Here is a 23,758-nt window from a genome sequence, read left to right as displayed (position 1 = left end):
GGTTAAAATTTATATTTGTAACGTGAAAGTAGGGGAAATTTGTGAACAACGATTTCGAACAAGATGAATTAGAAAAAGAAGAAATTGAAGATAGTGAAAGATCACAAGGTAAGATGGTTAAAGGATCAGCCTGGATGACCATTGGAAGCATCCTCTCACGAATTCTTGGTGCCATTTACATCATTCCTTGGCGATTGATTTTTGGAGCGTCATTGTTTCCGCTTGCCAACACGTTGTATACCATGGGTTACAACATTTATAGTGAGTTTTTGACAATTGCCATTGCGGGGATTCCGTCGGCGGTTGCAAAAGAAGTGGCCCATTATAATGCGTTAAATGAGTATGGGGTAAGTGCGCGACTTTATAAGAAGGGAATTACCCTTTCGGTTATTACCGGAGTCGTTTGTGCACTTTTAATCTATTTTTTTGCTCCAATCTTAGCTGGTAGTGGGGGTAAAAATGCGGTTCCGGTGATTCGTTCGTTAGCATGGGCCGTCCTAATTATTCCTGCGATGAGTTTAACTCGTGGATATTTTCAAGGCTTCCAACAGATGGCTCCGTCAGCAATGTCACAATTTGTTGAGCAACTCGCGCGTGTCATTTACATGTTGGCTTCAGCCTTCTTCATTATGATCGTGATCCACGGAAGTTGGGTAACCGCCGTTACCCAGTCAACTTTTGCCGCCTTCATCGGTGCTATTTTTGGTTTTTTAGCACTAGGATGGTATTACTGGCGACGACGTGATCATTTTCAGGGGCTTATTGCTTCAAGTGATAACGCTATTAACGTTAAGACTAACGATCTTTATAAAGAAATTATTAGTCAAGCGGTTCCGTTTATTATTCTTGGTTCTGGCATTACCATTTTTCAATTAATTGACCAATATTCCTTTTTTAGTATTATGCGTTGGGCAACTAATTATACTAATACTAATTTACAGTATATTTATGCTATTTTTGCGGCTAATGCGAATAAATTGATTATGATTGTGGTTTCGTTAGCTTCCGCCTTGGCAATTACCGTAGTTCCGTTGCTTTCTGAAGCCCGAACCAAAGGTGATATTCATTCAATTAGTAAGCAACTTAGTAATGCGTTAATTTTATTTGAATTCGTCATGCTTCCTGCAGCTTTAGGGATGGCAGCTATTGCTGGTCCGATCAACCGAACCTTTTATGGAACCGCCAATATGGATTTAGGAGCGGACATTTTAACGTTTTCTGCTATCATTTCAATTAGTCTAGGCTTGTTTACGGTGGTTACCGCATTAATGCAAGGAATCTCTGAAAATAGACGAGCAGTTAAATACTTTGTGGTTGGAATTGTAATTAAGTTAGTTGCGCAAGTTCCCTTAGTTTACTTCTTTGGAGCTTTTGGAGCCTTAATGGCAACCGCAGTTGGATTTACAGTTGCTAACTATCTGATTGTGCATTCCTTAAGACATGAGTTTGGATTGGAAATGAGTAGTATTAAATCTAATTCTGTTAAAATTTTAGCGTTTGCTTTGATCACATACTTTGTGGCCTTAATTGTAGTTTATGGAGCTAACTTCTTGTTTGGGATGGTAGTTAATTATAATAGTTCACTAATCAGTTTGTTTGTTTCGATTTTGGCTACGTTAGCTGGTGGATTTGTGTACCTATTCTTGGTACTTAAAAGTCGGGTAGCTGATAAGGTCTTAGGAAATAAGATGCAAAGTGTAAGGAAGTTTTTACACATTCGATAAAAAAGAAGATCCAGTCAGGATCTTCTTTTTTATCAGTTAAATTCATGCTTCGTGTTCATGCATGAAGCATGGAAGCCGTTGTGAGATTTGATGAGGGAGAACTACATATTGAGTGGCTGCTAGTTCATCGGCAATTGCACTGTGGGAATAAACGGCTGCTAAAACAGCATCAACCTCGTCGTCAAATTGGGCAACGAATCCACCGATAATTCCAGCAAGAGTATCACCCATCCCTCCAGTTGCTTGAGCAGGCGTCCCAGTCGTGTTTTGATATACTTCATCTGGGGTATAAACCTGAGTACGATCAGATTTAAGAACAACAATCCCACCAATTTTGTCGCGGGCTTCTCGGTTACGTGTCTCAGTTTGATCGGCCATTTTAATTCCGGATAAACGTTGCCACTCCATTTGATGCGGGGTAAAAATTAATTTGGCTTGTGGTAATTTTAACCCACGTTCAGCGATCATCGTGATGGACGAACCATCAATTAGGAGGATTTGATCGGGGGTGACATTATCAAATACGGTTTCCATAATTTCACAACTATGATCATCGGTCCCAAGCCCAGAGCCAATGGTAATAACTTTCATAGCTTTAATGAGTTGAACCATTTGATCAGTGTCGTTATAGTCTGCAAACATTGCTTCGGGTAGCCAAGAGTGGAGCGCACTTTGATTCGTTGGATCCGTGATAGTAGTTGTGAGTCCAACGCCAGAGTAAACTGCTCCAAGCGAACTCATTATGATTGCACCACCAAAGTTTTCGTTTCCACCAACTAAAGCGATTTTACCGTAAGTTCCTTTAAAACTATTTTTGGGTCGAATGCGGATGGTTTTAGTTAGAATTGATTTATCAATTTTCTTCATTTTGTTCACCTCGGTTGCATTATATCATGCGTTGGTTGAATGTTGTCCAAATGAGTTGTTACTTTCTTGATTATGTTAGAATAAGGAATAACTAAGTAGGAGGGTATAACATGGCAATTGACTGGAAAGATAAAGCACAAAATTACAAAGATGATTACTTAAATGACTTAAAAAAATTGATTTCAATTGATAGTTCGAGGGACTTGGAGCACGCAACGGACGAATACCCATTGGGCCCAGGTCCAGCTCATGCATTACAACAGTTTCTCTCTTTTGGTGATCGTGATGGGTTTACCACCAAAAACATTGATAACGTAGTGGGATACATTGAGTATGGTTCAGGCGATGAAACCATGGCAATTTTGTCACATGCTGATGAGATGCCCGGTGGCGCAGGTTGGGATTCCAATCCATTCGAACTAAAGCTTGAGGGTGACAATGCAATTGGTCGAGGAGTTTCTGATGACAAAGGACCAGGACTTGCCGCCTATTATGGATTAAGAATGCTTAAAGATGCAGGGATTCAGCCGAAGGTCAAAATTCGCTTGATAATTGGAACGGACGAAGAGTGTGACTGGACTGGAATGAAACGCTATTTTGAGGTTGAACCAGACCCTTCATTTGGATTTTCGCCAGACGCCGAATTTCCCTTGATCAATGGGGAAAAGGGTAATGTGACGCTTGAAACGCATTTTGCTTCCAATAAAAGTGATGGTGAGAACACCCTGATGCATTTTAATGCCGGATTGCGTGAAAATATGGTACCACGTGATGCAGAAGCTGACGTTGTTGCTGCGGATGTCTCCAAAATGGCCGATGAATTTGAAAAATATTTAGATAGGGTTCCCGTAACTGGAAGCTATGAAATCGAAGGGAACAATATTAAAATCAGTGTAGTCGGGAAAGCAGCCCATGGAATGGAACCTAAGAACGGTATCAATGCTGGAACCTATTTAGCTGACTTTTTGGTTGATTATAGTTTTGATACTAGTGGTGCTAATATCCTGAACTTCATCGACGAAAAACTGCATGATGATTCTCGTGCTCATAAATTGGGGCTTAATTTTACTGATGATGTGATGGGAGAACTAACCATGAACGTCGGTCTAATGAATTTTGATCATGAAAATGGTGGGATGGTCAACACTAACTTTAGGTATCCCAAGGGGATTACGACTGATAAAATTTTAGCTAAAGTTCAAGATGCCGCTGATCGGTTTAACGGGTCAACCAAACAAATTTCGCAAATGGTGCCCCACTTTGTTGATGCAGACGATCCCATTGTAAAAACCTTAATGGGTGTTTATCGCGATCAAACTGATCAGGATGACGCTCAACCAGAAGTTGTTGGTGGTGGTACGTATGCGCGAATGATGAAACGTGGGGTTGCCTTTGGAGCACTTTTCCCAGGAACAGAGGACACGATGCACCAAGCTAACGAATACACACCTGTTAATGATTTGATTTTGGCAATGTCGATTTACGGTCAGTCAATTTATGAATTGTCTAAGTAGAGATAAAAAAACTTTGAACATCGTGTTCAAAGTTTTTTTATCGGATCGTTTTTAATTTTTTATCAATTTTTGCCAATACCTTAGAAACGTTTTGGGGATCTTCTAAATCGTACTTTTGAAGATTAATTTGCATCTTAGGACTGACGTTGTATTCGTCATACCATTTTTGGTAAGCTTTCCACATTTTGTAATAATATTCTTCCAGTCCTGGATCGTTGTCCCATTGTTCATAATCACGACCACGCTTTTTGATTCGGTATAAGATGGTGTCGAAATCGCTGTAGGCATAGACTAAAAGGTCGGGACTTGTTTTTGGAAGCTCTTTAAGTTCATCCATCATATTGTCAAGTAGTTTTAAATAAACTTCTAATTCAACGTCAGAAATATTTCCCTCAGCATTATTTTCTTTGGTGAAAAGAGCGTCTTCGTAAATAGATCGATCCAACACGTTGTTGTCTTGTTTTAACGCCCTTTTAATCATCGAAAAGCGTTTATTTAAAAAGTATATTTGGAGTAAAAAACCATACTGTTTTGGATCTTTATAATAAAGTGGCAAAACAGGATTGTCTCCCACTGGCTCGTAGAAGGGCTCTGTTCCATAATGTGCGGCAATTTTTCCCGTTAAGGTTGTCTTACCGACACCAATCATTCCAGCTGTAATAATCACCATGCTTAGCTCCTCTTTTAGTTTAATAACGTCTTTTAGTATATCATTTCGAATCAGTTAGGTTAACGATGGATTTGAACACTAATTTTCCTTCTTTGTTTCAGACCTTATTATTATGGTATTCTATGTTAGTGGAAAAATTTGGAGATGAATTGGATTAATGAAGTGGGAAATGAGTTTAATTAAATTTTTGAAAAGAACCGTTGTATTTATTGGACTAATTTTTTTGATTTTTGCGGTTCAAGTACCAGTTCAAATGATTGGAATTCACGATTATCATGGATTCAAGGCTTTTCTTTTTGGATCCTCTTACATTGTTATTTTTCTTGTCGTAATTAGTTTAGCGCTATGGGCTTATCGAAGTGTGTACAGGCAACGAAGTCATCGGCTTACTGGTCACGATTTAAAGATTATTTTATTGTCAATCTTTAGCTTTTTTGTTATTGAGATTGTGCTTCAAGTTTTAAATAAATTGATTTTTAACCAACTGGGAACAAAGAATAATAATGCCATTTTAAGTCTTTTTCAAAGTAACATGACGGTGTTGGTCTTGATGAGCTTTTCGGCGATTTTTTTATCCCCAGTGTTAGAGGAATTGGTGTTTAGAGGATTTTTTATTAATGCCTTTTTTAATCAAAATGCGTTTTGGCTGCCAATTGTTTTTAGTGGGTTACTTTTTTCTTGTGGTCATATGAGTTCTAACGTGATTAGTTTTATGATTTATGCTATTTTGGGAATGATTTTAGCGTATGTATACAAGAAAACGGGGAAAATTGAAGTTTCGATTGGGGTCCACTTTTTAAATAACCTAATTGCAACCGGATTTATGCTAATGGCAGTCTTATAGTGGTGGAGTGAAAAATGGACGTAGTTGAATTTAATTATTTTAATCAATTAAAGAATCAATTAATGGCGGCTGATGAAGAGTTGGAGCAGCTTAAAAAGCAGTATTTACACTGGATCATGAATCTTGATCAACTCAAAAATGATTATGACGTGAACACAATTGATGAATTAGCTAGTGTTTTAAACGATGGGGATGACGATCAAAAGTCAGCGGATTTAAAAAATGCCCTACTCAATAATGATAAGGATTATTTGTTGAATGGGATGAAAGAGTTGAATAATACTGACTTTCAGAAGTGTAACGTAATTAATCAACGAATTCATAATTTAACTCAAAAATTACGTGAAGTTGAAATATTTTATAAGAATGTCGTTATTCCGATAGTTAACGAGATGAAGAAGAGTAAAATAATAGATGTTATTGGCGTTTCAAGTTCTAGAAATAGTAGTGACGTGGTTTTGAACTTTAGATTTTTATCGAGTTTTGCCGAATTTCAAAGAGATTTTCATAAAGAGATGTATGTTGATGCAATTATAAAGGGTCATCTTAAGGATAAAAGTGTAATGACAATGATGATTACTCAAGATAATTATCCAAACGAATATGATATGACCCTGATGAAAGATATGGAGGAAGATTAACTAATGGTAGATCGAGGAGACTATAAATATCCTGACACTCAGGCGTATAATTTTGTGCTTAAGCGACTGAATGAACATGGAGTAACGATTAAAGATATTGCACAGATTGCAATTGATTTACAGAAAAAATATTCAAATGTTCCTGATTTAGACTATGTTTGTGGGATTGTTAATGATATTTTGCATAAAAGGGAAGTATTGAATAACGCAATGGTAGGGCTTGAACTGGATCGTTTAGCACAAGATGGCGAGTTAGAAGAGCCACTTGAAAGCATTGTCTCCCATGATTTGGGGGTGTTTGGCGTTGATGAAACGTTGGCACTTGGAATTGCTTCAATCTATGGGACGATTGGGGTTACTAATTATGGTGAAATTGACACTAATAAAAATGGAATTGTAAAAGAACTCGATACAAACGGTCAAATTGTCAATACTTTTATTGATGATATTGTTGGAGCTATTGCTGGCGCTACTGCCGCTAAAATTGCACATGATAATGCTTAAAAAAAGGTCCTCACTTTTATGAGGACCTTTTTTTAGTTTGACTTCTTTACTGCTTTGATGCATTTTGAATTAAACCTGAATTCATCATGAATACTGGTTGATTCACCAACGTCATGTCTCACGACTTTTAACCAATCGTCTTGGTTATCACCTAAGCCAGTTGGGTTAACAAATGTAACTTCGACTAAATCGCCAACTTCATAAGGAAGATTTTTATCGTATTCAACTAAATTATAAGTTTCATAAGCTTTTGTTTTCATATTATTTCCTCCATTGGTTAATTATATCAAATTATGTTTTAATCGCTAAAATTATGCAGTAAATTTTTGTCAATAAAGCGACTGATTGGTTATATTATATAATAATAATTATTATATTATGAGACAAAAGTGAATTAATAATTAGGGTAAATACTGATGTCAAGGTATTATAATTATGTTTTGTGAAATTTAAGACTCTATTGTCGTTGTTTTTAATAAAGTTTATAATCTAAATTGTGAAGTAAGCAGTAAGAGATTCATAATGAAATATTGAATGTTGAGATTAAAAATAACTAGATAATTTTGTGAATGCTAATGTAGGAAATAGTGTTCACGTGGTGTTAGAAAGTGTGAGAAGCTTTTAACACCGTAATTAATACTGTCATAAATGATAAGTTGGTGGAAGATAAGTGTTATTGAGTACGTGAAAAATCATTTAATGATAGCCTATGTCTTGTTATAAGATTTGAAATTAAAACAACTATGCGAATTTATTCGTATTTCAATATGATGAATACTCTGAAATACCATTTAGGTCATGCTACTTCGTAGTATGACCTTTTTTGATGGGAAAGGAGGTGAGTCATAATGAAGGAGTTTAAACTAGTAGTTCCAAGTACAGATCGAAGCGTTCGGCTTAGTGGTAGAACTATTTACTATTACAGTATTGGAAATAAAAACAATTACTCCGTTGTTTTTCCATATGATGCCGAATATTTGAACTTACCGAACGGGAAAATGGTTTTTCGCTCGATTACAGACGATTATTTTGGCAAGGCCACAGATGGTAGTTCTTATCACGCTACTATTCGTCTAAACGACTAGTTATTGTAGAGCCAGAAGCTAATACTTCTGGTTCTTACATAGACTCCAATGATTTTTATTGGCATGGTGATAGTTTAATCAATGTTTTTATGGATAGATTATAACTATATAAATCCAATGATATAGATTTATAGAAACTAAAAGAGGGAATAATAACGCACATTATTATTCTCTTTTTACATAATTAATGTAATTATTATGGTATTTTTTTCACATGATAAAGCATAAATGTTGACATGACGGCATTTATGGCCTACTTTAGAAGTGTAAGGAAATATAAGAGAGTGAGATGATCTAATGAAAAAGGTAATTAAGGGAGCATTAATCGCAGGTGTGACCGTTGGTTTATTCTTTGGATTGCAGATGAATAGTTCAGCAAATCACACTGAAACTACATATGCAGCAGCAACGGATACTAAGGAAATGACCTCACAAGCTAGACCTAGGATTTCTAAATTAAGATATGATAGTGGTACGTGGGGACAGGTCAACTGGAACTATAATGAGATCAATCGGACTTTAACGTTGAGCGGTAAAGATAAAACCTTGGGAACCTATGCATATTCACAACTTGGAGATTTACGTCAGGCTTTAAATGATGCGCAAGTTATTAATATCCAAGATAAGATGTATGCCCCATCAAATTCTGATTATCTTTTTTCTCAATCGGCAGATGATGACCCACTCCACCAGGGCAATCAAGGTTTAAAAAACCTGCAAACTATTAATGGTCTCGATAAATTGGATACATCAAAAGTATCTGGTATGGATTATATGTTTAATGGTGATACAGCACTAAAAAGTATTGATGTCACTCACTTTGACACCTCAAATGTTAATCGTATGAGACTGATGTTTGGTGCCGATATTCTTCTTAAAGACATTGACGTCAGTCATTTTGACACTTCTAAAGTTATTGATATGAGTTCAATGTTTGTTTATGACTATGCTGTTAAAAACATTGCCGGTTTAACGAGTTTTAAAATTAATCCTAATAATCGTAGTTTGAGTAATATGTTTCAGGATGACCATCAGTTACAAAGCCTAGATTTAACTAGCTTCGATACTCAGGCAGCTTCTAAGGGTAAATATAATGGATTGTCCGCTTTCATGAAGGGTGATAATAATCTTCACCAAATTAAGTTAGGTGATAAGACAATCTTAAAGGCTCCTGATGCACCTGGTGCGGGTCCAATTATTCCAGAACCGGTAGTAGGTACCCAGTTTGTATTTGACGGAAAAGATTACACTGTTAAATCACCCAATTGGATGAACATTGATAATAACAATCAATTGCAGAATAATTTAAGTCTTGCAGATGGACAATCACATCCCGGTAATTGGATTTGGGCAACCAATTACAATGTCCCTTCGATTTCCATAACTGAACAAGTTAATTTTGTAAATAAAAAGAGGCAGTACGTGAATGCAACTTCAGTTACTGGTATCCCAGGTGAAAAGCAAACTTTAATTGCTCCAACTGGATATCGATTTGAGAATAATAACGCTACCATTACCATTGGAAGTAAAAATGCGACGGTAAACGTTGTTGTTGTTCGAAATAGATAGGTCGTAAAGTGGTCCACTTTTATAAATATCGCTACGAAAATTAGTGATACTTATTTTTACAAGTGGCCAAATAGTTTCAAATATTTTTGAAGGGGATAATGTGTATGATTACAATTGCATCTACTACTGATAACAATATGGCGATACCGCTGGCAGTCAACTATTCGTCAATATTGAACCATAATAAGAATTCAAGTTTCACGTTTTACGTTGTTAATGATCATTTAAGTTCCAACAGTGCTGATTTGTTAAAGGCCTTGGAAAAAGTCTACGACAACTGTAAGGCAATTAACTTTTTGCAACCCAACACCGCTGCATATAAGGATGCTAATGTAAAATCTCCGGATAGTGCAATTAAGGAAAACACTTACTATCGAATTGAGATTCCTGAAGAAGTTCATGAACCTAAGATCCTTTATTTGGATGCTGACATGGTATGTGTGGGTGATATTTCGAATCTTTTTAATACCGATCTTGATGGCAATATTGTTGGTGCCGTTGAGGACTCTGGCTACGTTGATCGGTTAAAAAAGATGCACGTTAGTGATGCACCGGGTCAATATTTTAACGCTGGTCTATTGCTGATTGATACGAAAGCTTGGAATGATAATGATACTTCTGAAAAGGTTAGAAAGTTAGCAATTGATAAACCTGATATGCTGAAGTATCAAGACCAAGATGCTCTAAACGCCATTTTTAATGGACACTGGAAAAAACTTGACCCTAAGTATAATTTGCAAAGTCATCTAGTTAAGGGTGAGAGTGGATTAAATCCTATCCCAGAGCGTCGAGCAGCTGAGGCAAATGCACTTAAGCACCCTGTGATTATTCATTACACTAATTTTGATAAGCCATGGATCGTTAAAAATAACCATCTTCATCCATTACGCAATTATTATTACCAAGCTAAGAACCAATTAATTTACGATCTAGGCGATTATATTAGATAAAAAGTAGTGAGAGAGTGGACAATTGTCCACTCTTTTTGTTTACATAATTTAATTACTATTAATGAAAAAAGACGATATCAATAAGCTTGATAACGTCTTGTTAGTAACGAATGCCCGAGATGAGATTCGAACTCATACTCAGTAAACTGAACAGCGACCTGAACGCTGCGCGTCTGCCAATTCCGCCACTCGGGCAATTACTACCTTTCAATCATACAATAAAAATGTCGTAAAATAAACACTCAATTTTGTGGTATCCTTGTATTTATTATTTAATTGTGTAAAATATAAGATAGTACAAGAGTTTTTAGAAAGAAGAGATTATAATGGTTGAACCACGTAAGATTGAAAGCCAATTGTGCTTTGGAATCTATAATACAAGTAAAAAGTTTAGTCGGTACTACCAAATCGTTTTATCTCCATTTAATTTAACTTATCCACAATACATTACCATGTTGGTGTTATGGGAACATGCCCCAATGACCGTTCGTGAGCTTGGATCCTACTTAGACTTAGATAGTGGGACTTTAACCCCGTTGTTGAAACGGCTTGAAAAGCAGGGATGGGTGACAAGAACACGTAGTCATAAAGATGAACGAGTTGTCATCGTTGACACTACAGAATACGCTAAGGAACGTCGTGATAAAGTATATGAACACGTTAATCAATGTTTTTCTGTTTTGGATATGAGCCAGGATGATATTGAAAAATGTTTGAAGATGGTGAATGCAGTTGGTGACCGATTGGATAATGTTAATGAGCAAAAATTAAAAGATGTTAAGTAGTAAAAAGACATTCTGTGTGAACTGGAATTAATTTAGTTTACGCAGAATGTTTTTTATTATATTAATTTATGTTTTCATTATTGGTTTTGAGTTAGTCATTATCTCTTTCTTTTGGTAGAATTGTCTAGGAGTAAATTAAAAACAAAATTAAAGTCCGAATGATTTATTTGGATTTCCATTACAAAAATTAGCGGAATGGAGCTGAATTTTTTGTCACTAAGCATTCAAGAAATTAAAAATATTCTTCGTGAACATGACTTATTAAAATCAGTTAATCAGACTAATGATAATGATTTTAACTATGTTAGTTATGATTCACGAGACATAAAACCGAAAACCTTATTTTTTGGGAAGGGAAACTTTAAGCCTGAATTTGTTACGTTAGCAAAAAAGGCTGGAGCAACTGGAATCGTGTGTGAAGATCATTTATCTGAAAGTAACGGAATGAATGAGTTTTTGGTTACTAACATTCAAAAAGCAATGTCCTTGATCTCTGCTGCATTTTTCAATTATCCACAAGACGATTTGTTCATCATTGCCTTTACGGGTACTAAGGGGAAAACGACCTCTTCATATTTCACTCGGGATGCAATTAGGAGGGCGAGTGGGAATAAAACCGCCTTATTTTCAACTATCAATACCGTGGTTGGTAATGAACTAAATCAAACATTTAAGTCACATCTAACCACTCCAGAATCACTAGATATTTTTAAGAATATGAGATCCGCTGTCGATAATGGGATGAAATATCTCATTATGGAAGTTTCGTCTCAGGCATACTTAAAAAATCGGGTTTTTGGATTAAAGTATAACGTAGGTAATTTTTTAAATATTTCTCCCGATCACATTGGGGAAAACGAGCATCCGACTTTTGCAAACTATTTGCACTGTAAAGAACAACTCTTGGTTAATTCAAATAAGTGCATTTTGAATGCCGATTCAGACCACCTGATTGATATTTATTATGCTGCCAAAACCACAACTGATCCCCAAAATATTTATTTGTTTGGTAAAAAGGGGACGACTCCACAACTTGAAGTCGACCTTGATTTCACGTACGAGCCAGTTTCAGATAGCTTGACTGATAACGATATTCAATTAAGTTCTATCTCTGATAAAGCTAAAAAGTTAGGCTTAGACGGAAATTATCGCATTGGTATTCCAGGTGATTACAATGAATCCAATGCAACCGCTTCGATCATATCGGCTGGACTTGCTGGCTTTAAACGTGGTGATATGTTAGATGGTTTGGCAGGAGCAAAAATTCCTGGAAGAATGGAAATCTTTAAGTCTAAAAACCATGGGAACGTTCATGTGGATTATGCCCATAATTATGCTAGTATGAATGCATTACTAGGATTTTTAAAACGACAAGACCCTAGTGGAAAAGTTATTGTAGTGGTTGGAAGCCCAGGCAATAAGGGAATTGACCGTCGAGAGGGATTTGGCAAGGCGTTGACTCAAAATGCCGATGTAGCGTTTTTAACTACTGACGACCCCGCTTATGAAGATCCCATGAAGATTGCAAAGGAAATTGATAGTCATATCGATCATGATAAGGTTGACGTTCATTTCGAAATGGATCGTGAAAAAGCCATTAAAAAGGCCATTAATTTTGGTAAACGTGGAGATATTATTGTAGTAGCGGGTAAAGGACGCGATCCTTATCAAAAGATTAATGGTGTTGATACACCTTATCCAACCGATTCGGTTATCGTGGAAGATTACTTGGAGGGTTTAAATGGTAATGACAAATGAGAAAGTTCCAGATTTCACTCCGATCTTACTTGGAAGTGACTTTAATGTGTACGGGATGGCGCGTTCTTTCTACGAGTTGTATGGTAAGCGTGTCAAGGCTTATGCCCAGGAACGATTAGCCCCCACAAGATTTACCAAAATTGTGGATCTGACGTTTATTCCCGGCTTTAGTGAGGATCCAGTATGGTTTGAAGAGATGAAAAAGTTAAAAAAGAAGTATGCCAACCACAAAGAACCGGTCATTTTAATTGGATGTGGGGATGGTTATGCTGAGTTAATTTCTAAACATAAGAAAGATTTAGAAGATGTCTTTGTCTGTCCATACGTTGATTATTCGTTAATAAAACAACTTAATAGTAAAGAAAATTTTTATAAAATGTGTGATAAGTATGGAATGCCATATCCTGGCACCAAAATTATTTCCAAAAGCAATTTTGAAGATAACGACTTCGATCAACCATTTGATTATCCAATTGCACTTAAACCCACCAATAGTGTGGAATGGTTGGATATCCGTTTTAAGGGAAGAAAGAAAGCTTTTACTATTAAAAGCAATGCCGAGTATCGTGACATTGTTTCAAAAATTTATAATAATGGTTATACTTCCGACTTGATCGTCCAAGATTTCATCCCAGGTGATGACAGCAACATGCGGGTCTTAAATGCTTATGCTGACAAGAATCATCACGTGAAGATGATGTGTTTAGGCCATCCACTTTTAGAAGATCCGGCACCGTCTGCAATTGGTAACTACGTCACGATTATTCCTGACTTTGATCAACGAATTTATGATCAGATTCAACAGTTTTTAGAGTCGATTGAATTTACTGGGTATGCTAATTTTGATATGAAGTATGATGTTAGAGACGACACGTACAAGTTGTTTGAAATTAATTTGAGACAGGGGCGCAGCAGTTTCTTTGTCACTTTAAATGGATATAACCTTGCCCAATGGGTGGTTCGTGATTACGTTCAAGATGACCTAGCGGACCAAAAGACAGTGTATGCCAATCAAGATCCAAAGAAATACTATTTATGGTTAGGAGTTCCCAATCGTGTTTTTCGTAAGTATGCTAGAGATAATAAAGATAAAAAGAAGGCGGAAGAGCTGATCAAAAAAGGTCAGTGGGGAACGACTTTTTGGTATAAAAAGGATGAAAACTTTATGCGTTGGCTACTTATGAAATGGATGGACCATAATTACGCAAAAAACTTCAAAAAATATTTTCATATGAATAAGGAATAAGATAATGAAAAAGTTTTTCACAATTATTGGTGGGATGGGGACCCAAGCGACTGAGAGTTATGTTCATTTACTAAATCAACGGACCCCAGCTCACTGTGATCAAGATTATTTAAATTATATATTAGTTAATCATGCGACGGTTCCGGACCGGACGGATTATATTACTGACCCAAAAAATAATCCGAGCCCACTAGTTCCACTTGAAGAAGATATTAAACAACAGAGCAAACTGGGACCAGAATTTTTTGCGTTACCATGTAATACTGCCCATTATTTTTATGATCAGTTACAGAGTATGACGGATGTTCCAATTTTGCATATGCCTAGGCTAGCGGTAGCTGCAATTGCTAAGAAGTTTCCACACGCTAAAAGAGTGGGGCTAATTGCCACTAAGGGAACTCTAAAGGACAAGGTATATGATAAAGAAATTACTAAAGCTGGATATAAAGTTGTGCACCCGACCGCTGAAATTGCGGACGAGACGATGGATTTAATTTATAAAGGTGTTAAGGAGCACGATTATGTCGATCCAAAATTATACCATCATATTTTAAATCAAATGGTTAATGAATTGGATAGCGATGTAGTGATTTTAGGTTGTACTGAGATTTCGGTAGCAGAAGAACGAGCTGGTAATCATGATTACCCTGTGATTGATGCGCAAGCGGAGCTAGTTGATGAATCAATTCGATTAGCTGAAAAAATGCAAAAAAATAAATCATCCAAGTGATTGGATGATTTTTTAGTAGTAATTATTGAATGAAAAACAAAAGCCCAATTGAGATTAAAATCGAAATCAGTGTCAATAAAATTACGTAGGGTTTTAAATTACCTTGGATTTTTCTCTGGTAACAAATATCAATGAAAGAAATCGCGACGATTGTCATTATAAAACTTAAAGAGACCAAATAACGATGCTCGTTAAAGTGATTCAAGGTAAAAACCACTTCACTAATCAACAAAAGAATGTAAAACGCGCGCGTATAGACGACACCCTTAATAATCTTTTTGTCTTGTTTACGCGTGATTCCGATTGTTAGTGAGATTAATAAAAGAATCCATAGTAAAGTAATTATGTAGATTAACATGATGTTTAGCCTCCAATCAAATTTTATCATACGGCTCTGTAGAAGTCTTGATGACAAGGGGTATAATTCATGATATAATTATACACGTATTGCGGGTGTAGTTTAGTGGTAAAATTTAAGCTTCCCAAGCTTACGTCGCGGGTTCGATTCCCGTCACCCGCTTTGGGAAGCTACCAACGATGAGAGTGTAGTACTAATTATAATTTCAAAGCAAATCTAAGTTGATGTGAGTTAGATAAATTGTGATTGGGAAGGCGTCCTTTCTAGGTATACAAATTTAATAATGAGTGGGTATTTCCAAATAGAGTGGTACCGCGGGTAATCTCGTCTCTTGCATTGATTTAATTAATGTAAGAGGCTTTTTATTTATGAGGAGGATATTATGGATTACAGACAACAAGTTGCAGACGTAGTTGCTGATGCAACTAACAACCAAATTTCAACGAGTGATATTTACGGAAAAATTGAGAAACCGAAAACTTCAGATAACGGGGACTTAGCATTTCCAACTTTTATTCTAGCTAAGGAGTTACATAAAGCTCCTCAACAGATCGCAAAGGATATCGTCAATAATGTTGATGGAAGTCAGTTTGATAAAGTCGTTGCCGTTGGTCCTTACGTTAACTTCTTCTTGGATAAAGGAAAAGTTAGTAAGCAAGTCATGTCAGAGGTTTTGACGGATAAAGAGCACTATGGTGATAATTACGATGGCAAGGATCAGACCGTGACCATTGATATGTCTTCTCCAAATATTGCTAAGCCCATGTCAATGGGACACCTTCGTTCCACTGTGATTGGAAATTCCATTTCCGAAATTTTAAGAAAAAATGGATATAAAACAATTAAAGATAATCATTTAGGTGATTGGGGAACTCAATTTGGTAAGTTAATTACGGCTTACTTAAAGTGGGGAAATGAAGAGGACGTAAAACGTCATCCAATTCATTACTTAGTTCAGTATTACGTCAAATTTCATAAGGAAGATCAGAAAAATCCTGAACTAGACGAAGAAGCACGCGAATGGTTTAAAAAACTCGAAGATGGTGATCCCGAAGCTACCAAACTATGGAAGTGGTTTAGAGATGTCTCGTTAGAGGCTTTTAATAATACCTATAAAAAACTGGGCGTTAAATTTGATACCTATAATGGTGAGTCATTTTACAATGACAAAATGGATGAAGTGGTTGACATCCTAAAAAAAGATGGCTTACTTCAAGAATCACAAGGAGCTCAGGTGGTCGATTTAAGTAACGCTAACCTAAATCCAGCGCTGATCTTAAAGAGTGATGGGGCTTCTCTTTACATTACCCGAGATATTGCAACAGCGTTATATCGTGAACGGACGTATCATCCAGTCATGAATCTCTACGTGGTGGGATCCGAACAAACCAATTATTTCCATCAACTAAAAGCTGTCTTAAAAAAGATGGGCATAAAGAATGCGGACGGTGTTCATCATATCCCGTTTGGCTTAATTACGGTTAATGGAAAAAAGCTTTCAACTAGACGTGGGAATATTATCTTATTAAACAAGGTTTTAGATGATTCAATTACCATGGCAAAACAACAAATTGCTGAGAAGAATCCTGATTTACCAAATAAAGATGAAGTGGCTACACAAGTTGGGGTTGGTGCCATTATCTTTGGTGATCTTAAGAGTGAGCGAATCAATAGCATTGATTTCGTACTTAAAGACCAATTAAAATTTGAAGGTGAGACTGGCCCATACGTTCAGTATGCCCATGCTCGTGCTGAGAGTATTTTGCGGAAGTCGGGTAAAAAAGAATTTGATGAATCAGCAAATGAATTGACTGATGCAGGTGCTTTTGAAGTCATTAAGTTACTTCAGGCTTTTCCAGAAGTTGTAAAACAAGCTCGAAATGAATTCGAGCCTTCTGATATTGCTAAGTATTCGCTAAGACTAGCTAAGTCATTCAATAAATATTATGCTCATTCTAAGATTTTAGCGGACGATGATGAGCAAGACGCCCGTCTCGACCTTGTTAAAAGTGTTGCGATTGTATTAAAAGAGTCGTTAAGATTGTTGGGAATTAAAGCACCCGATCAAATGTAGAATAAAGTGGATGTCAATTGACATCCACTTTATCTTTTAAAATCCATTAATGTCCATGTGTTACAATAGCATTTAATGATAAAAGGAGATTTGGACTTTTATGGATAACAACAGCAAAAGTAAGTCAATATTTAAAAAAATTTGGGGTTACTTCAGAAAATTCTGGCGTAGATTTCAAATTACGAGATGGATTATTGTAGTTGTTTTATTCGTTATCTTGGTTTTAAGTAGTTATTTGACGATTGTGGCAAAGACTTCGCACGTTCGTGATCTTCAGTCTAATTTATCAAAATCGACTGTGATTTATGATTCACATCACCAAGAAGCTGGCAAATTGTACGCACAAAAGGGTACTTACGTTCAGATGAATAAGATTTCAAAAAATATTCCTAATGCGATTCTTTCGACGGAAGATCGTAATTTCTATAAGGAACATGGTTATTCGGTTAGTGGTTACGGGAGAGCCATTTTACTTGCAATTAAGAATAGGGTACTGGGTCGTGACTACATTAGTGGTGGAGGAAGTACAATTTCGCAGCAGTTAGCCAAGAACACTTTTCTTTCCCAGCAACAAACTTTAACCAGAAAACTTAAAGAATTATTCATTTCAATTGAGATTGAGAACGTTTATTCAAAGAACCAAATTTTGACGATGTATATGAACAACGCTTACTTTGGTAATGGCGTGTATGGGGTCGAAGATGCATCGAAGCGATACTTTGGGCAGTCTGCTGAAGATTTACCGGTCCAGGATGCCGCTGTGTTAGCAGGGATGCTATCGAATCCTAGTAATAATCCTATTGATCATCCGGAGGCGGCACGTCAGAGGAGAAATGTGGTTCTTGATTTAATGGCAAAGAACCATAAGATCACTAATTCGGAGGCAAAAAAATACCAGGCCATGCCGTTGAACACTAAAAATTCCTATCGTTCTACTAATGGGTATAAATATCCCTATTATTTTGACGCTGTTATTAATGAGGCTATCTCAAAATATGGATTAACTGAATCTGACATCATGAATCATGGGTATAAAATTTATACGAATCTAAATCAGCAACAGCAGCAAAGCTTTCAGACTGATTTTAAAAATCCTAATTTGTTTCCTAATGATGCTTCGGATGGGACCAAGGTCCAAGCTGCATCAGTTGCTTTGAATCCAAAAAATGGTGGGGTTCAAGCGGTTGTTGGTGGACGTGGTAAGACGGTTTTCCGTGGTTATAATCGTGCGACCGATATTAAACGTCAGCCTGGTTCGACGATGAAACCACTTGCGGTCTATACGCCAGCTCTTGAAAACGGGTATTATTATGATTCTGAACTTGAAAACCAGAAGAAATCGTATGGATCAAACCACTATACTCCGCATAATTACAATGATGTTTATACAGGAAAAGTTCCGATGTACCAAGCTCTGGCACAGAGTATGAACGCGCCCGCAGTTTGGTTATTAAATAAGATCGGAGTAAACAAGGGATACGATTCGGTTAAAAAATTCAACTTACCGGTCACGGATAAGGATAAAAATCTAGCATTGGCCCTTGGGGGCTTGTCCAACGGAGTTTCCCCACAACAAATGGCTGGTGCCTATACTGCTTTTGCTAATAAAGGGAAAATTTCACAGCCGTTCTATATTACTAAGATCGTTGATTCGACAGGGAAGACGGTCGTTGATAATGAACATCCAAGTTCAAAACAAATCATGTCTCCTTCAACGGCACGACAGATGACAAGTATGATGCTTGGTGTCTTTGATAATGGAACTGGTGTTGATGCTAAACCGAGCGGGTATCAAGTTGCCGGAAAAACTGGAAGTACTGAGGCTGATAATACTCCAGATTCCGATGCTACCAAAGATAAATGGATCATCGGATACACTCCTAACGTTGTGGTAGCAACTTGGGAAGGCTTTGATAGTACCAACTCTACGCATCATTTAGAGAATTTGACTGGGACCGACGTTGGTCCGTTGTACAAGACACAAATGCAACAAATTCTTCCGTACACCAAGGGAACCCAATTTGGTGTCCAAGACGCACAAACGGTGGCACGTGATGGTGATGAAGATAATGATACGCAGAATTCTAAACTATTTAAGGGTATTACTAATGATACTGGTAAAGTCGTTAAGGGAATCGTTAAAGAAGGTGCCAGTGGAATTAAAAGGGGTGCCTCAGAAGTTATTAGCGGTGCGAAAGCTTTACTAGGCCGATAGCTTCACGTATGTTAAAATATACACTGTAACAATATTTAAGGAGGGAAATAATTATGGCAGAAAATGATGTAATGAAAGACGCACAAACTTTACAGGATGCACTAGTAAAGACTGATGAATTTAAAGAACTCCAAGCCACATACGATGAGTTAAAGAAGGACAAAGATGCTTTTAAGACATTTAAGGACTTTCAAACTAATCAAAATGAATTAAGACAAAAGCAAATGGCTGGTCAACAAATTTCGCAAGATGATATGAAAAAAGCTCAAGATCTTGCCAATAAAATGAACAGTCTTGATATCATCAAAAAATTGATGGGTAAAGAAAAAGCAATGGGCAAAGTCATTGATGATGCTAATATGCTAATTACTAAGCCTTTACGTGATATGTATGAAGCTTAATTGATCGTTAATCGGAGCGCCCATTGGTGCTCCGATTTTTTTGTATGGGAGAAATTATAATGAAGTTTATTCATGCGGCAGATTTACATTTGGATAGTCCGTTTTTAGGAATCAGAGAGGATGCTACCACTCCGAGTAAGCTGTGGGACATTTTGCACGAGGCTCCATTCGATTCATTAAAGAAGATTATTGATGATGCCATTTTAGATGATGTTGATTTTGTTTTGCTAGTGGGAGATTTGTTTGACAGTAGTCACCAAAGTGTCAAAGCCATTAGTTTTTTGATTAAACAGTTAGAACGATTGGATGAACATGATATTCCTGTACTTCTTTCGTTTGGTAATCATGATTATCAAAGTGAAGGTGCCAAAAATTTCAATTTTCCGGCTAATGTTTACGTATTTCCCAAAGAAGTGACGACGCACACATTGACTCTTAAAGACGGAAGAACAGTTGCTATTACAGGTTTTAGTTACGCTACTAGGAATATTTCAGATGATATTATCTCTGGATTTCCAGAACGTTCAAACGCTGACTACCAAATTGGGATGGTTCACGGTGCTATTAAGGGTGGCAACGACTCACAGTATGCACCGTTTACCATTAACGAAATGGAAAATTTGGGATATGATTATTGGGCATTAGGGCATATTCATAAACGTCAGCAGTTAGGTCATCATCCCTTAATTGAATATCCGGGGAATATCCAGGGCCGTCATAAAAATGAAATGGGTGAAAAGGGGTACTTATTAGTCAGTGATGAGACTAATGGAGGTTTAAACGTTCAGTTTGAACCCACCTGTCCGCTCATTTGGTCAAATCTTTCAATGAATTTACGGGGAACTGACTCAGAAGAAGCGGTCGTTAATCAAATTATGGAGAAAATTGAGTCGAGTGATTTTTCTAAGCTTAATTTGTTGAGCGTGAAGTTAAATATGAATGAAGAAGCCAATTTTTCATCAGAAGAATTGCTCGACCGGGTTAAGGAAAAGTTACAATATGATTTTGAACGATTTAATGCTTGGGTTTATGAAATTGACGTTGTTGATAATTCTGGGATGAAATTTAATGATCTAGATCAGAAATTCTGGGATGACACTAAGCATGAAGTTTATAATGAAGAAAACCTTAAAAATTTGGCGAAGAAGCTTTTTAAGCACTCTTACATTCGTGACAACTTTTTAAGTGATGAAGCCATCTCTAAATTACTTGATGAAAGTATGAATTTAATTACTAGTAAAACGAAAGGGAACGTGAAGGATGAGGATTAAAAAAGTTGAAGTATTCGGCTTTGGAAAACTTCATAATTTAACACTGAACTTTAGTGGGTTCCAGGTTATTTATGGAAGAAACGAGGCTGGAAAAACAACCCTCTTAAATTTCATTAAAGATGTTTTATTTGGCTTTCGGGACAGTCGGAGTAAGCGAGACTTCACTCCCAAAGATGACTATAAAATGGGTGGTCGTTTAACGGTTGAACAAAATGGAACTACTTATCTTGTTCAAAGAAATGAAGGTAAAAATGGTGGGTTATTAACCGTTTTTGATCAAAATAAAAATGAATTACCTGCTGGAATTTTGGATAAAATTTTAGGTCCAATCAATCGGGAATCATATGATAACCTGTTTTATTTTGGCAACGTTGATTTAAATGATATTTCGAGATTAAATCGTGAAGAATTGTCAAAACGAATACAGCGTGTTGGGGTCGTAGGGATTGATAACTGGATTGAACTAGAGGACGAAAATCAGGAAAATGGTGGTAAGATCTATAAGCCGACTGGTAAAAAGCCTGAGTTAAACCGACTTTTAGTTGATCGAGAAAGATTGAACGCGAAAGTACATGAAGCCAGTAATGAATATCCCAAGTACCATGAATTGACCATTCAAGCTAAAAAAGAACAAGAAAAAAAGACTCAGAATCGCAATAAAAGAAATAAATTTTCTGAGCGATTAAATCAGGTTAATCAAGATTTAGCGAACTGGGATAAATATGCTCAATTAAGACAATTACAAGACGATAAATTAGCGGTTAAACACGGCTTTTCTGAGCATGACTTTGAAACATTTCAAGACATCCAAAATAAGATTAGTAATATTCAATTAGATATTAAGAATGATGAACAAAACATTATTGATTTTAAGAATACGCATCAGGAATCCAATTCTGATTTGAAATTTTACAATGATAATGCTGATTTAATTCGTAATTTATATTTAGAACTGGACGGCCAAATCCAACAGGTCAGACGGATTGAACAGCTTGATCATGATATCAAAACATATCAGACTCGTCTGGCTAATGATGAATTTGATGCTGGTGGAAGTGAAAGTATTCCGTTTAATGATGATGAGATTGACAAAATATCGACCTTAATAGATGAGTATCAAAATGTAAAAGCACAAATAAACTATCAGGTTCATGCGATGCCCACAAATGAGAGCGGAGATAATTCGTTATCATTAATTGCTGATGCGGTTGGTCTAATAATTATTGGAATTGGAATTTTTATGGGTGGAGTAACTCTTCCTATTTTGGTGGTCATTGGGTTATTGTGTATTGGTTTTGGCATTTATCGTTATGTGCAAAAATCGAACCAACCAGTTAAAGAGGAGAATGATACTGACCATTTAAAGCGAAAATTGACTCAGATTGAGCAAGAGTTGGGTCAAATGGGAAACGAGCATCACATCCAGAGTATTCCATTTAACCAATGGACAAGTGCTTTACAAAACTCCATTAAACGACGTGACTTAGATCGTGATAGTTTACAGAATTTCATTGGAAACCAAAAGACAATGAATGAGAAGGTTGAGAGTTACCTCGATCGTTGGAATTTTGCTTCCAGTAAAATTGGTTTAAGTGATTCCGATAATGAAATGGTAGCGTTAAGTAAAATTAAACAGTTCATCTCAAATGTAAATGATCAAAAGCGAAATGCAGAACAGGTGAGCCATGAATTGAGTAGTTTAACTTCAATGTTTGATCGCCATCGTGAGCAGTTGAAAGAAGTAAGTGATCGGCTTGACCATTTCCTAAGGGAACGAAACGTTGCAAGTAGTAGTGATTTTAAAAAATTATACGATGAGCAGCGGATCGCTACGGATAAAAACAAACGTAAAATGGAGTTAGAAAACTCACTTGATCAAACAATTGTTGAAAGATTACAAAAATACGATAATGTTAATCAGTTAAAAAACGTGATTAATGATCTTCAGAAACAAATTGGACAGTTGGACGCAGATTTTTCCGATCAATCTGATCGGTTGGCGCAACTTAACGTGCAAATTAATCACATGGAAAAAGATGGGACGCTTGATTCATTGACCCAGGAATTGGCCAGTATGGATACTAAAGTTAACGAATTGGTTCAAAAGTGGTTGGTTTACCAGTTAACTAATCAGTGGATTGAAAAAGTACTCGATGCCGCTAGTAGTGGAAGAATTCCTAAAGTTAGAAAGGATGCAGCTAAATTCTTTGAAACACTAACGGACGGTCATTATAGTAAAATTGATTATAATAAGAGAAGTATTACGGTTGTTAACTCTGATGGGGTTAAGTTCAAGGTTGAGGAACTTTCAAAAGGAACCATGCAGCAGTTATACTTATCGTTGGTTTTTGCGTTAACGTTGGCTTTTAGTGATGAATATCCAATGCCAATTATGATTGATGATGGTTTTGCTGACTTTGATCACTTTAGAACTGATAAGGCAATTGAATTAATGAAAGCTTTGGCTAAAAGCACGCAGGTGATTTATTTTACGGCTGATGATCGAATTAGACATGATGTAAGAGGCGATCATTTAATTGAATTAAAGTAGT

At 36.5% G+C, this 23,758-nt stretch carries 21 protein-coding genes and 2 tRNA genes; 18 read left to right on the top strand and 5 right to left on the bottom strand.

The window, feature by feature from the left end; all coding sequences use genetic code 11:
- Positions 1-41: 41 nt before the first annotated feature.
- Complete coding sequence (locus AC6UD1_RS01805; protein WP_500693626.1) at positions 42-1,724, top strand: putative polysaccharide biosynthesis protein; 1,683 nt, start codon at positions 42-44, stop codon at positions 1,722-1,724.
- Positions 1,725-1,766: 42 nt separating this feature from the next.
- Here the strand turns inward: AC6UD1_RS01805 and AC6UD1_RS01800 are convergent, their stop codons facing one another.
- Positions 1,767-2,591, bottom strand: a complete 825-nt coding sequence (locus AC6UD1_RS01800) for an NAD(P)H-hydrate dehydratase (RefSeq protein WP_500701010.1) — start codon at positions 2,589-2,591, stop codon at positions 1,767-1,769.
- Positions 2,592-2,701: 110 nt separating this feature from the next.
- On the opposite strand from AC6UD1_RS01800, the gene pepV reads away from it, so the two are divergent.
- Positions 2,702-4,105 carry a dipeptidase PepV gene (gene pepV, locus AC6UD1_RS01795; RefSeq protein WP_500696766.1) on the top strand — a complete coding sequence of 468 codons (1,404 nt, stop codon included), beginning with the start codon at positions 2,702-2,704 and terminating at the stop codon, positions 4,103-4,105.
- A gap of 37 nt (positions 4,106-4,142) precedes the next feature.
- Here pepV and AC6UD1_RS01790 read toward each other — a convergent pair whose 3' ends face one another.
- Complete coding sequence (locus tag AC6UD1_RS01790; RefSeq protein ID WP_500707156.1) at positions 4,143-4,775, bottom strand: deoxynucleoside kinase; 633 nt, start codon at positions 4,773-4,775, stop codon at positions 4,143-4,145.
- 169 nt (positions 4,776-4,944) lie between these two features.
- Here AC6UD1_RS01790 and AC6UD1_RS01785 point away from each other — a divergent pair, with 169 nt between their 5' ends.
- The 3 genes from AC6UD1_RS01785 to AC6UD1_RS01775 are packed head-to-tail and all read left to right on the top strand — an operon-like array spanning position 4,945 to position 6,764.
- Complete coding sequence (locus AC6UD1_RS01785; protein ID WP_500707155.1) at positions 4,945-5,619, top strand: CPBP family glutamic-type intramembrane protease; 675 nt, start codon at positions 4,945-4,947, stop codon at positions 5,617-5,619.
- A gap of 14 nt (positions 5,620-5,633) precedes the next feature.
- A complete protein-coding gene (locus tag AC6UD1_RS01780) occupies positions 5,634-6,260 on the top strand; it encodes a hypothetical protein (protein ID WP_500693631.1) in 627 nt (208 codons plus the stop codon).
- A 3-nt stretch (positions 6,261-6,263) separates the two neighbouring features.
- Entirely contained in the window at positions 6,264-6,764 is a 501-nt protein-coding gene (locus AC6UD1_RS01775; RefSeq protein WP_500693632.1) for a phosphatidylglycerophosphatase A family protein, read from the top strand.
- A 32-nt stretch (positions 6,765-6,796) separates the two neighbouring features.
- Here the strand turns inward: AC6UD1_RS01775 and AC6UD1_RS01770 are convergent, their stop codons facing one another.
- The gene (locus tag AC6UD1_RS01770) at positions 6,797-7,024 is read right to left on the bottom strand and encodes an SH3 domain-containing protein (RefSeq protein WP_500693633.1); all 228 of its coding nucleotides are present in this window, start codon (positions 7,022-7,024) and stop codon (positions 6,797-6,799) included.
- Positions 7,025-7,612: 588 nt separating this feature from the next.
- On the opposite strand from AC6UD1_RS01770, the gene AC6UD1_RS01765 reads away from it, so the two are divergent.
- From AC6UD1_RS01765 to AC6UD1_RS01755, 3 genes are all read left to right on the top strand, one after another.
- The gene (locus tag AC6UD1_RS01765) at positions 7,613-7,849 is read left to right on the top strand and encodes a hypothetical protein (RefSeq protein WP_500693634.1); all 237 of its coding nucleotides are present in this window, start codon (positions 7,613-7,615) and stop codon (positions 7,847-7,849) included.
- 297 nt (positions 7,850-8,146) lie between these two features.
- A complete protein-coding gene (locus AC6UD1_RS01760; RefSeq protein ID WP_500707154.1) occupies positions 8,147-9,418 on the top strand; it encodes a BspA family leucine-rich repeat surface protein in 1,272 nt (423 codons plus the stop codon).
- A 104-nt stretch (positions 9,419-9,522) separates the two neighbouring features.
- On the top strand, positions 9,523-10,368 hold the full coding sequence (locus AC6UD1_RS01755; protein WP_500707153.1) for a glycosyltransferase family 8 protein: 846 nt from the start codon (positions 9,523-9,525) through the stop codon (positions 10,366-10,368).
- A 111-nt stretch (positions 10,369-10,479) separates the two neighbouring features.
- Here the strand turns inward: AC6UD1_RS01755 and AC6UD1_RS01750 are convergent.
- Positions 10,480-10,563 (bottom strand) — tRNA-Leu (locus AC6UD1_RS01750).
- A gap of 131 nt (positions 10,564-10,694) precedes the next feature.
- Here AC6UD1_RS01750 and AC6UD1_RS01745 point away from each other — a divergent pair.
- The 4 genes from AC6UD1_RS01745 to AC6UD1_RS01730 all read left to right on the top strand — a co-directional run bounded on the left by AC6UD1_RS01745 (position 10,695) and on the right by AC6UD1_RS01730 (position 14,887).
- Positions 10,695-11,153, top strand: a complete 459-nt coding sequence (locus AC6UD1_RS01745) for a MarR family winged helix-turn-helix transcriptional regulator (RefSeq protein ID WP_500707152.1) — start codon at positions 10,695-10,697, stop codon at positions 11,151-11,153.
- 210 nt (positions 11,154-11,363) lie between these two features.
- Positions 11,364-12,911 carry a UDP-N-acetylmuramoyl-L-alanyl-D-glutamate--2,6-diaminopimelate ligase gene (locus AC6UD1_RS01740; protein ID WP_500707151.1) on the top strand — a complete coding sequence of 516 codons (1,548 nt, stop codon included), beginning with the start codon at positions 11,364-11,366 and terminating at the stop codon, positions 12,909-12,911.
- Entirely contained in the window at positions 12,901-14,157 is a 1,257-nt protein-coding gene (locus AC6UD1_RS01735) for a carboxylate--amine ligase (protein WP_500707169.1), read from the top strand. Before AC6UD1_RS01740 ends, AC6UD1_RS01735 begins: the two co-directional genes overlap by 11 nt.
- 4 nt (positions 14,158-14,161) lie before the next feature.
- Positions 14,162-14,887, top strand: coding sequence for an aspartate/glutamate racemase family protein (locus AC6UD1_RS01730; RefSeq protein WP_500693639.1), 726 nt, complete (start codon positions 14,162-14,164; stop codon positions 14,885-14,887).
- A gap of 22 nt (positions 14,888-14,909) precedes the next feature.
- Here AC6UD1_RS01730 and AC6UD1_RS01725 read toward each other — a convergent pair whose 3' ends face one another.
- A complete protein-coding gene (locus AC6UD1_RS01725) occupies positions 14,910-15,245 on the bottom strand; it encodes a DUF1516 family protein (RefSeq protein WP_500693640.1) in 336 nt (111 codons plus the stop codon).
- Between the two features lie 91 nt (positions 15,246-15,336).
- Here AC6UD1_RS01725 and AC6UD1_RS01720 point away from each other — a divergent pair.
- The 6 genes from AC6UD1_RS01720 (at position 15,337) to AC6UD1_RS01695 (ending at position 23,757) form a co-directional block, all read left to right on the top strand.
- Positions 15,337-15,407: transfer RNA gene (locus tag AC6UD1_RS01720), tRNA-Gly, on the top strand.
- Positions 15,408-15,627: 220 nt separating this feature from the next.
- A complete protein-coding gene (argS, locus tag AC6UD1_RS01715; RefSeq protein ID WP_500693641.1) occupies positions 15,628-17,319 on the top strand; it encodes an arginine--tRNA ligase in 1,692 nt (563 codons plus the stop codon).
- A gap of 100 nt (positions 17,320-17,419) precedes the next feature.
- On the top strand, positions 17,420-19,534 hold the full coding sequence (locus AC6UD1_RS01710; protein ID WP_500707150.1) for a transglycosylase domain-containing protein: 2,115 nt from the start codon (positions 17,420-17,422) through the stop codon (positions 19,532-19,534).
- A 53-nt stretch (positions 19,535-19,587) separates the two neighbouring features.
- Entirely contained in the window at positions 19,588-19,935 is a 348-nt protein-coding gene (locus AC6UD1_RS01705; RefSeq protein WP_500693643.1) for a YlbF family regulator, read from the top strand.
- Between the two features lie 59 nt (positions 19,936-19,994).
- Complete coding sequence (locus AC6UD1_RS01700) at positions 19,995-21,206, top strand: metallophosphoesterase family protein (RefSeq protein WP_500706612.1); 1,212 nt, start codon at positions 19,995-19,997, stop codon at positions 21,204-21,206.
- The gene (locus tag AC6UD1_RS01695) at positions 21,196-23,757 is read left to right on the top strand and encodes an AAA family ATPase (RefSeq protein ID WP_500707149.1); all 2,562 of its coding nucleotides are present in this window, start codon (positions 21,196-21,198) and stop codon (positions 23,755-23,757) included. The genes AC6UD1_RS01700 and AC6UD1_RS01695 overlap by 11 nt, the downstream gene beginning before the upstream one ends.
- The last annotated feature ends 1 nt before the right edge of the window (position 23,758 follow it).

The sequence above is a fragment of the Fructilactobacillus sp. X8R1C1 genome (assembly GCF_059900945.1).
Note: the sequence above shows the minus strand (reverse complement) of the source record. Positions and strands in the feature narration are given on the sequence as shown.

Bases quoted from the DNA above. Each gene is read 5' to 3' on its own strand.
- AC6UD1_RS01800 (WP_500701010.1), bottom strand. From the start codon at position 2,591: ATGAAGAAAATTGATAAATCAATTCTAACTAAAACCATCCGCATTCGA.
- pepV (WP_500696766.1), top strand. From the start codon at position 2,702: ATGGCAATTGACTGGAAAGATAAAGCACAAAATTACAAAGATGATTAC.
- AC6UD1_RS01790 (WP_500707156.1), bottom strand. From the start codon at position 4,775: ATGGTGATTATTACAGCTGGAATGATTGGTGTCGGTAAGACAACCTTA.
- AC6UD1_RS01785 (WP_500707155.1), top strand. From the start codon at position 4,945: ATGAGTTTAATTAAATTTTTGAAAAGAACCGTTGTATTTATTGGACTA.
- AC6UD1_RS01780 (WP_500693631.1), top strand. From the start codon at position 5,634: ATGGACGTAGTTGAATTTAATTATTTTAATCAATTAAAGAATCAATTA.
- AC6UD1_RS01775 (WP_500693632.1), top strand. From the start codon at position 6,264: ATGGTAGATCGAGGAGACTATAAATATCCTGACACTCAGGCGTATAAT.
- AC6UD1_RS01770 (WP_500693633.1), bottom strand. From the start codon at position 7,024: ATGAAAACAAAAGCTTATGAAACTTATAATTTAGTTGAATACGATAAA.
- AC6UD1_RS01765 (WP_500693634.1), top strand. From the start codon at position 7,613: ATGAAGGAGTTTAAACTAGTAGTTCCAAGTACAGATCGAAGCGTTCGG.
- AC6UD1_RS01760 (WP_500707154.1), top strand. From the start codon at position 8,147: ATGAAAAAGGTAATTAAGGGAGCATTAATCGCAGGTGTGACCGTTGGT.
- AC6UD1_RS01755 (WP_500707153.1), top strand. From the start codon at position 9,523: ATGATTACAATTGCATCTACTACTGATAACAATATGGCGATACCGCTG.
- AC6UD1_RS01745 (WP_500707152.1), top strand. From the start codon at position 10,695: ATGGTTGAACCACGTAAGATTGAAAGCCAATTGTGCTTTGGAATCTAT.
- AC6UD1_RS01735 (WP_500707169.1), top strand. From the start codon at position 12,901: ATGACAAATGAGAAAGTTCCAGATTTCACTCCGATCTTACTTGGAAGT.
- AC6UD1_RS01730 (WP_500693639.1), top strand. From the start codon at position 14,162: ATGAAAAAGTTTTTCACAATTATTGGTGGGATGGGGACCCAAGCGACT.
- AC6UD1_RS01725 (WP_500693640.1), bottom strand. From the start codon at position 15,245: ATGTTAATCTACATAATTACTTTACTATGGATTCTTTTATTAATCTCA.
- argS (WP_500693641.1), top strand. From the start codon at position 15,628: ATGGATTACAGACAACAAGTTGCAGACGTAGTTGCTGATGCAACTAAC.
- AC6UD1_RS01710 (WP_500707150.1), top strand. From the start codon at position 17,420: ATGGATAACAACAGCAAAAGTAAGTCAATATTTAAAAAAATTTGGGGT.
- AC6UD1_RS01705 (WP_500693643.1), top strand. From the start codon at position 19,588: ATGGCAGAAAATGATGTAATGAAAGACGCACAAACTTTACAGGATGCA.
- AC6UD1_RS01700 (WP_500706612.1), top strand. From the start codon at position 19,995: ATGAAGTTTATTCATGCGGCAGATTTACATTTGGATAGTCCGTTTTTA.
- AC6UD1_RS01695 (WP_500707149.1), top strand. From the start codon at position 21,196: ATGAGGATTAAAAAAGTTGAAGTATTCGGCTTTGGAAAACTTCATAAT.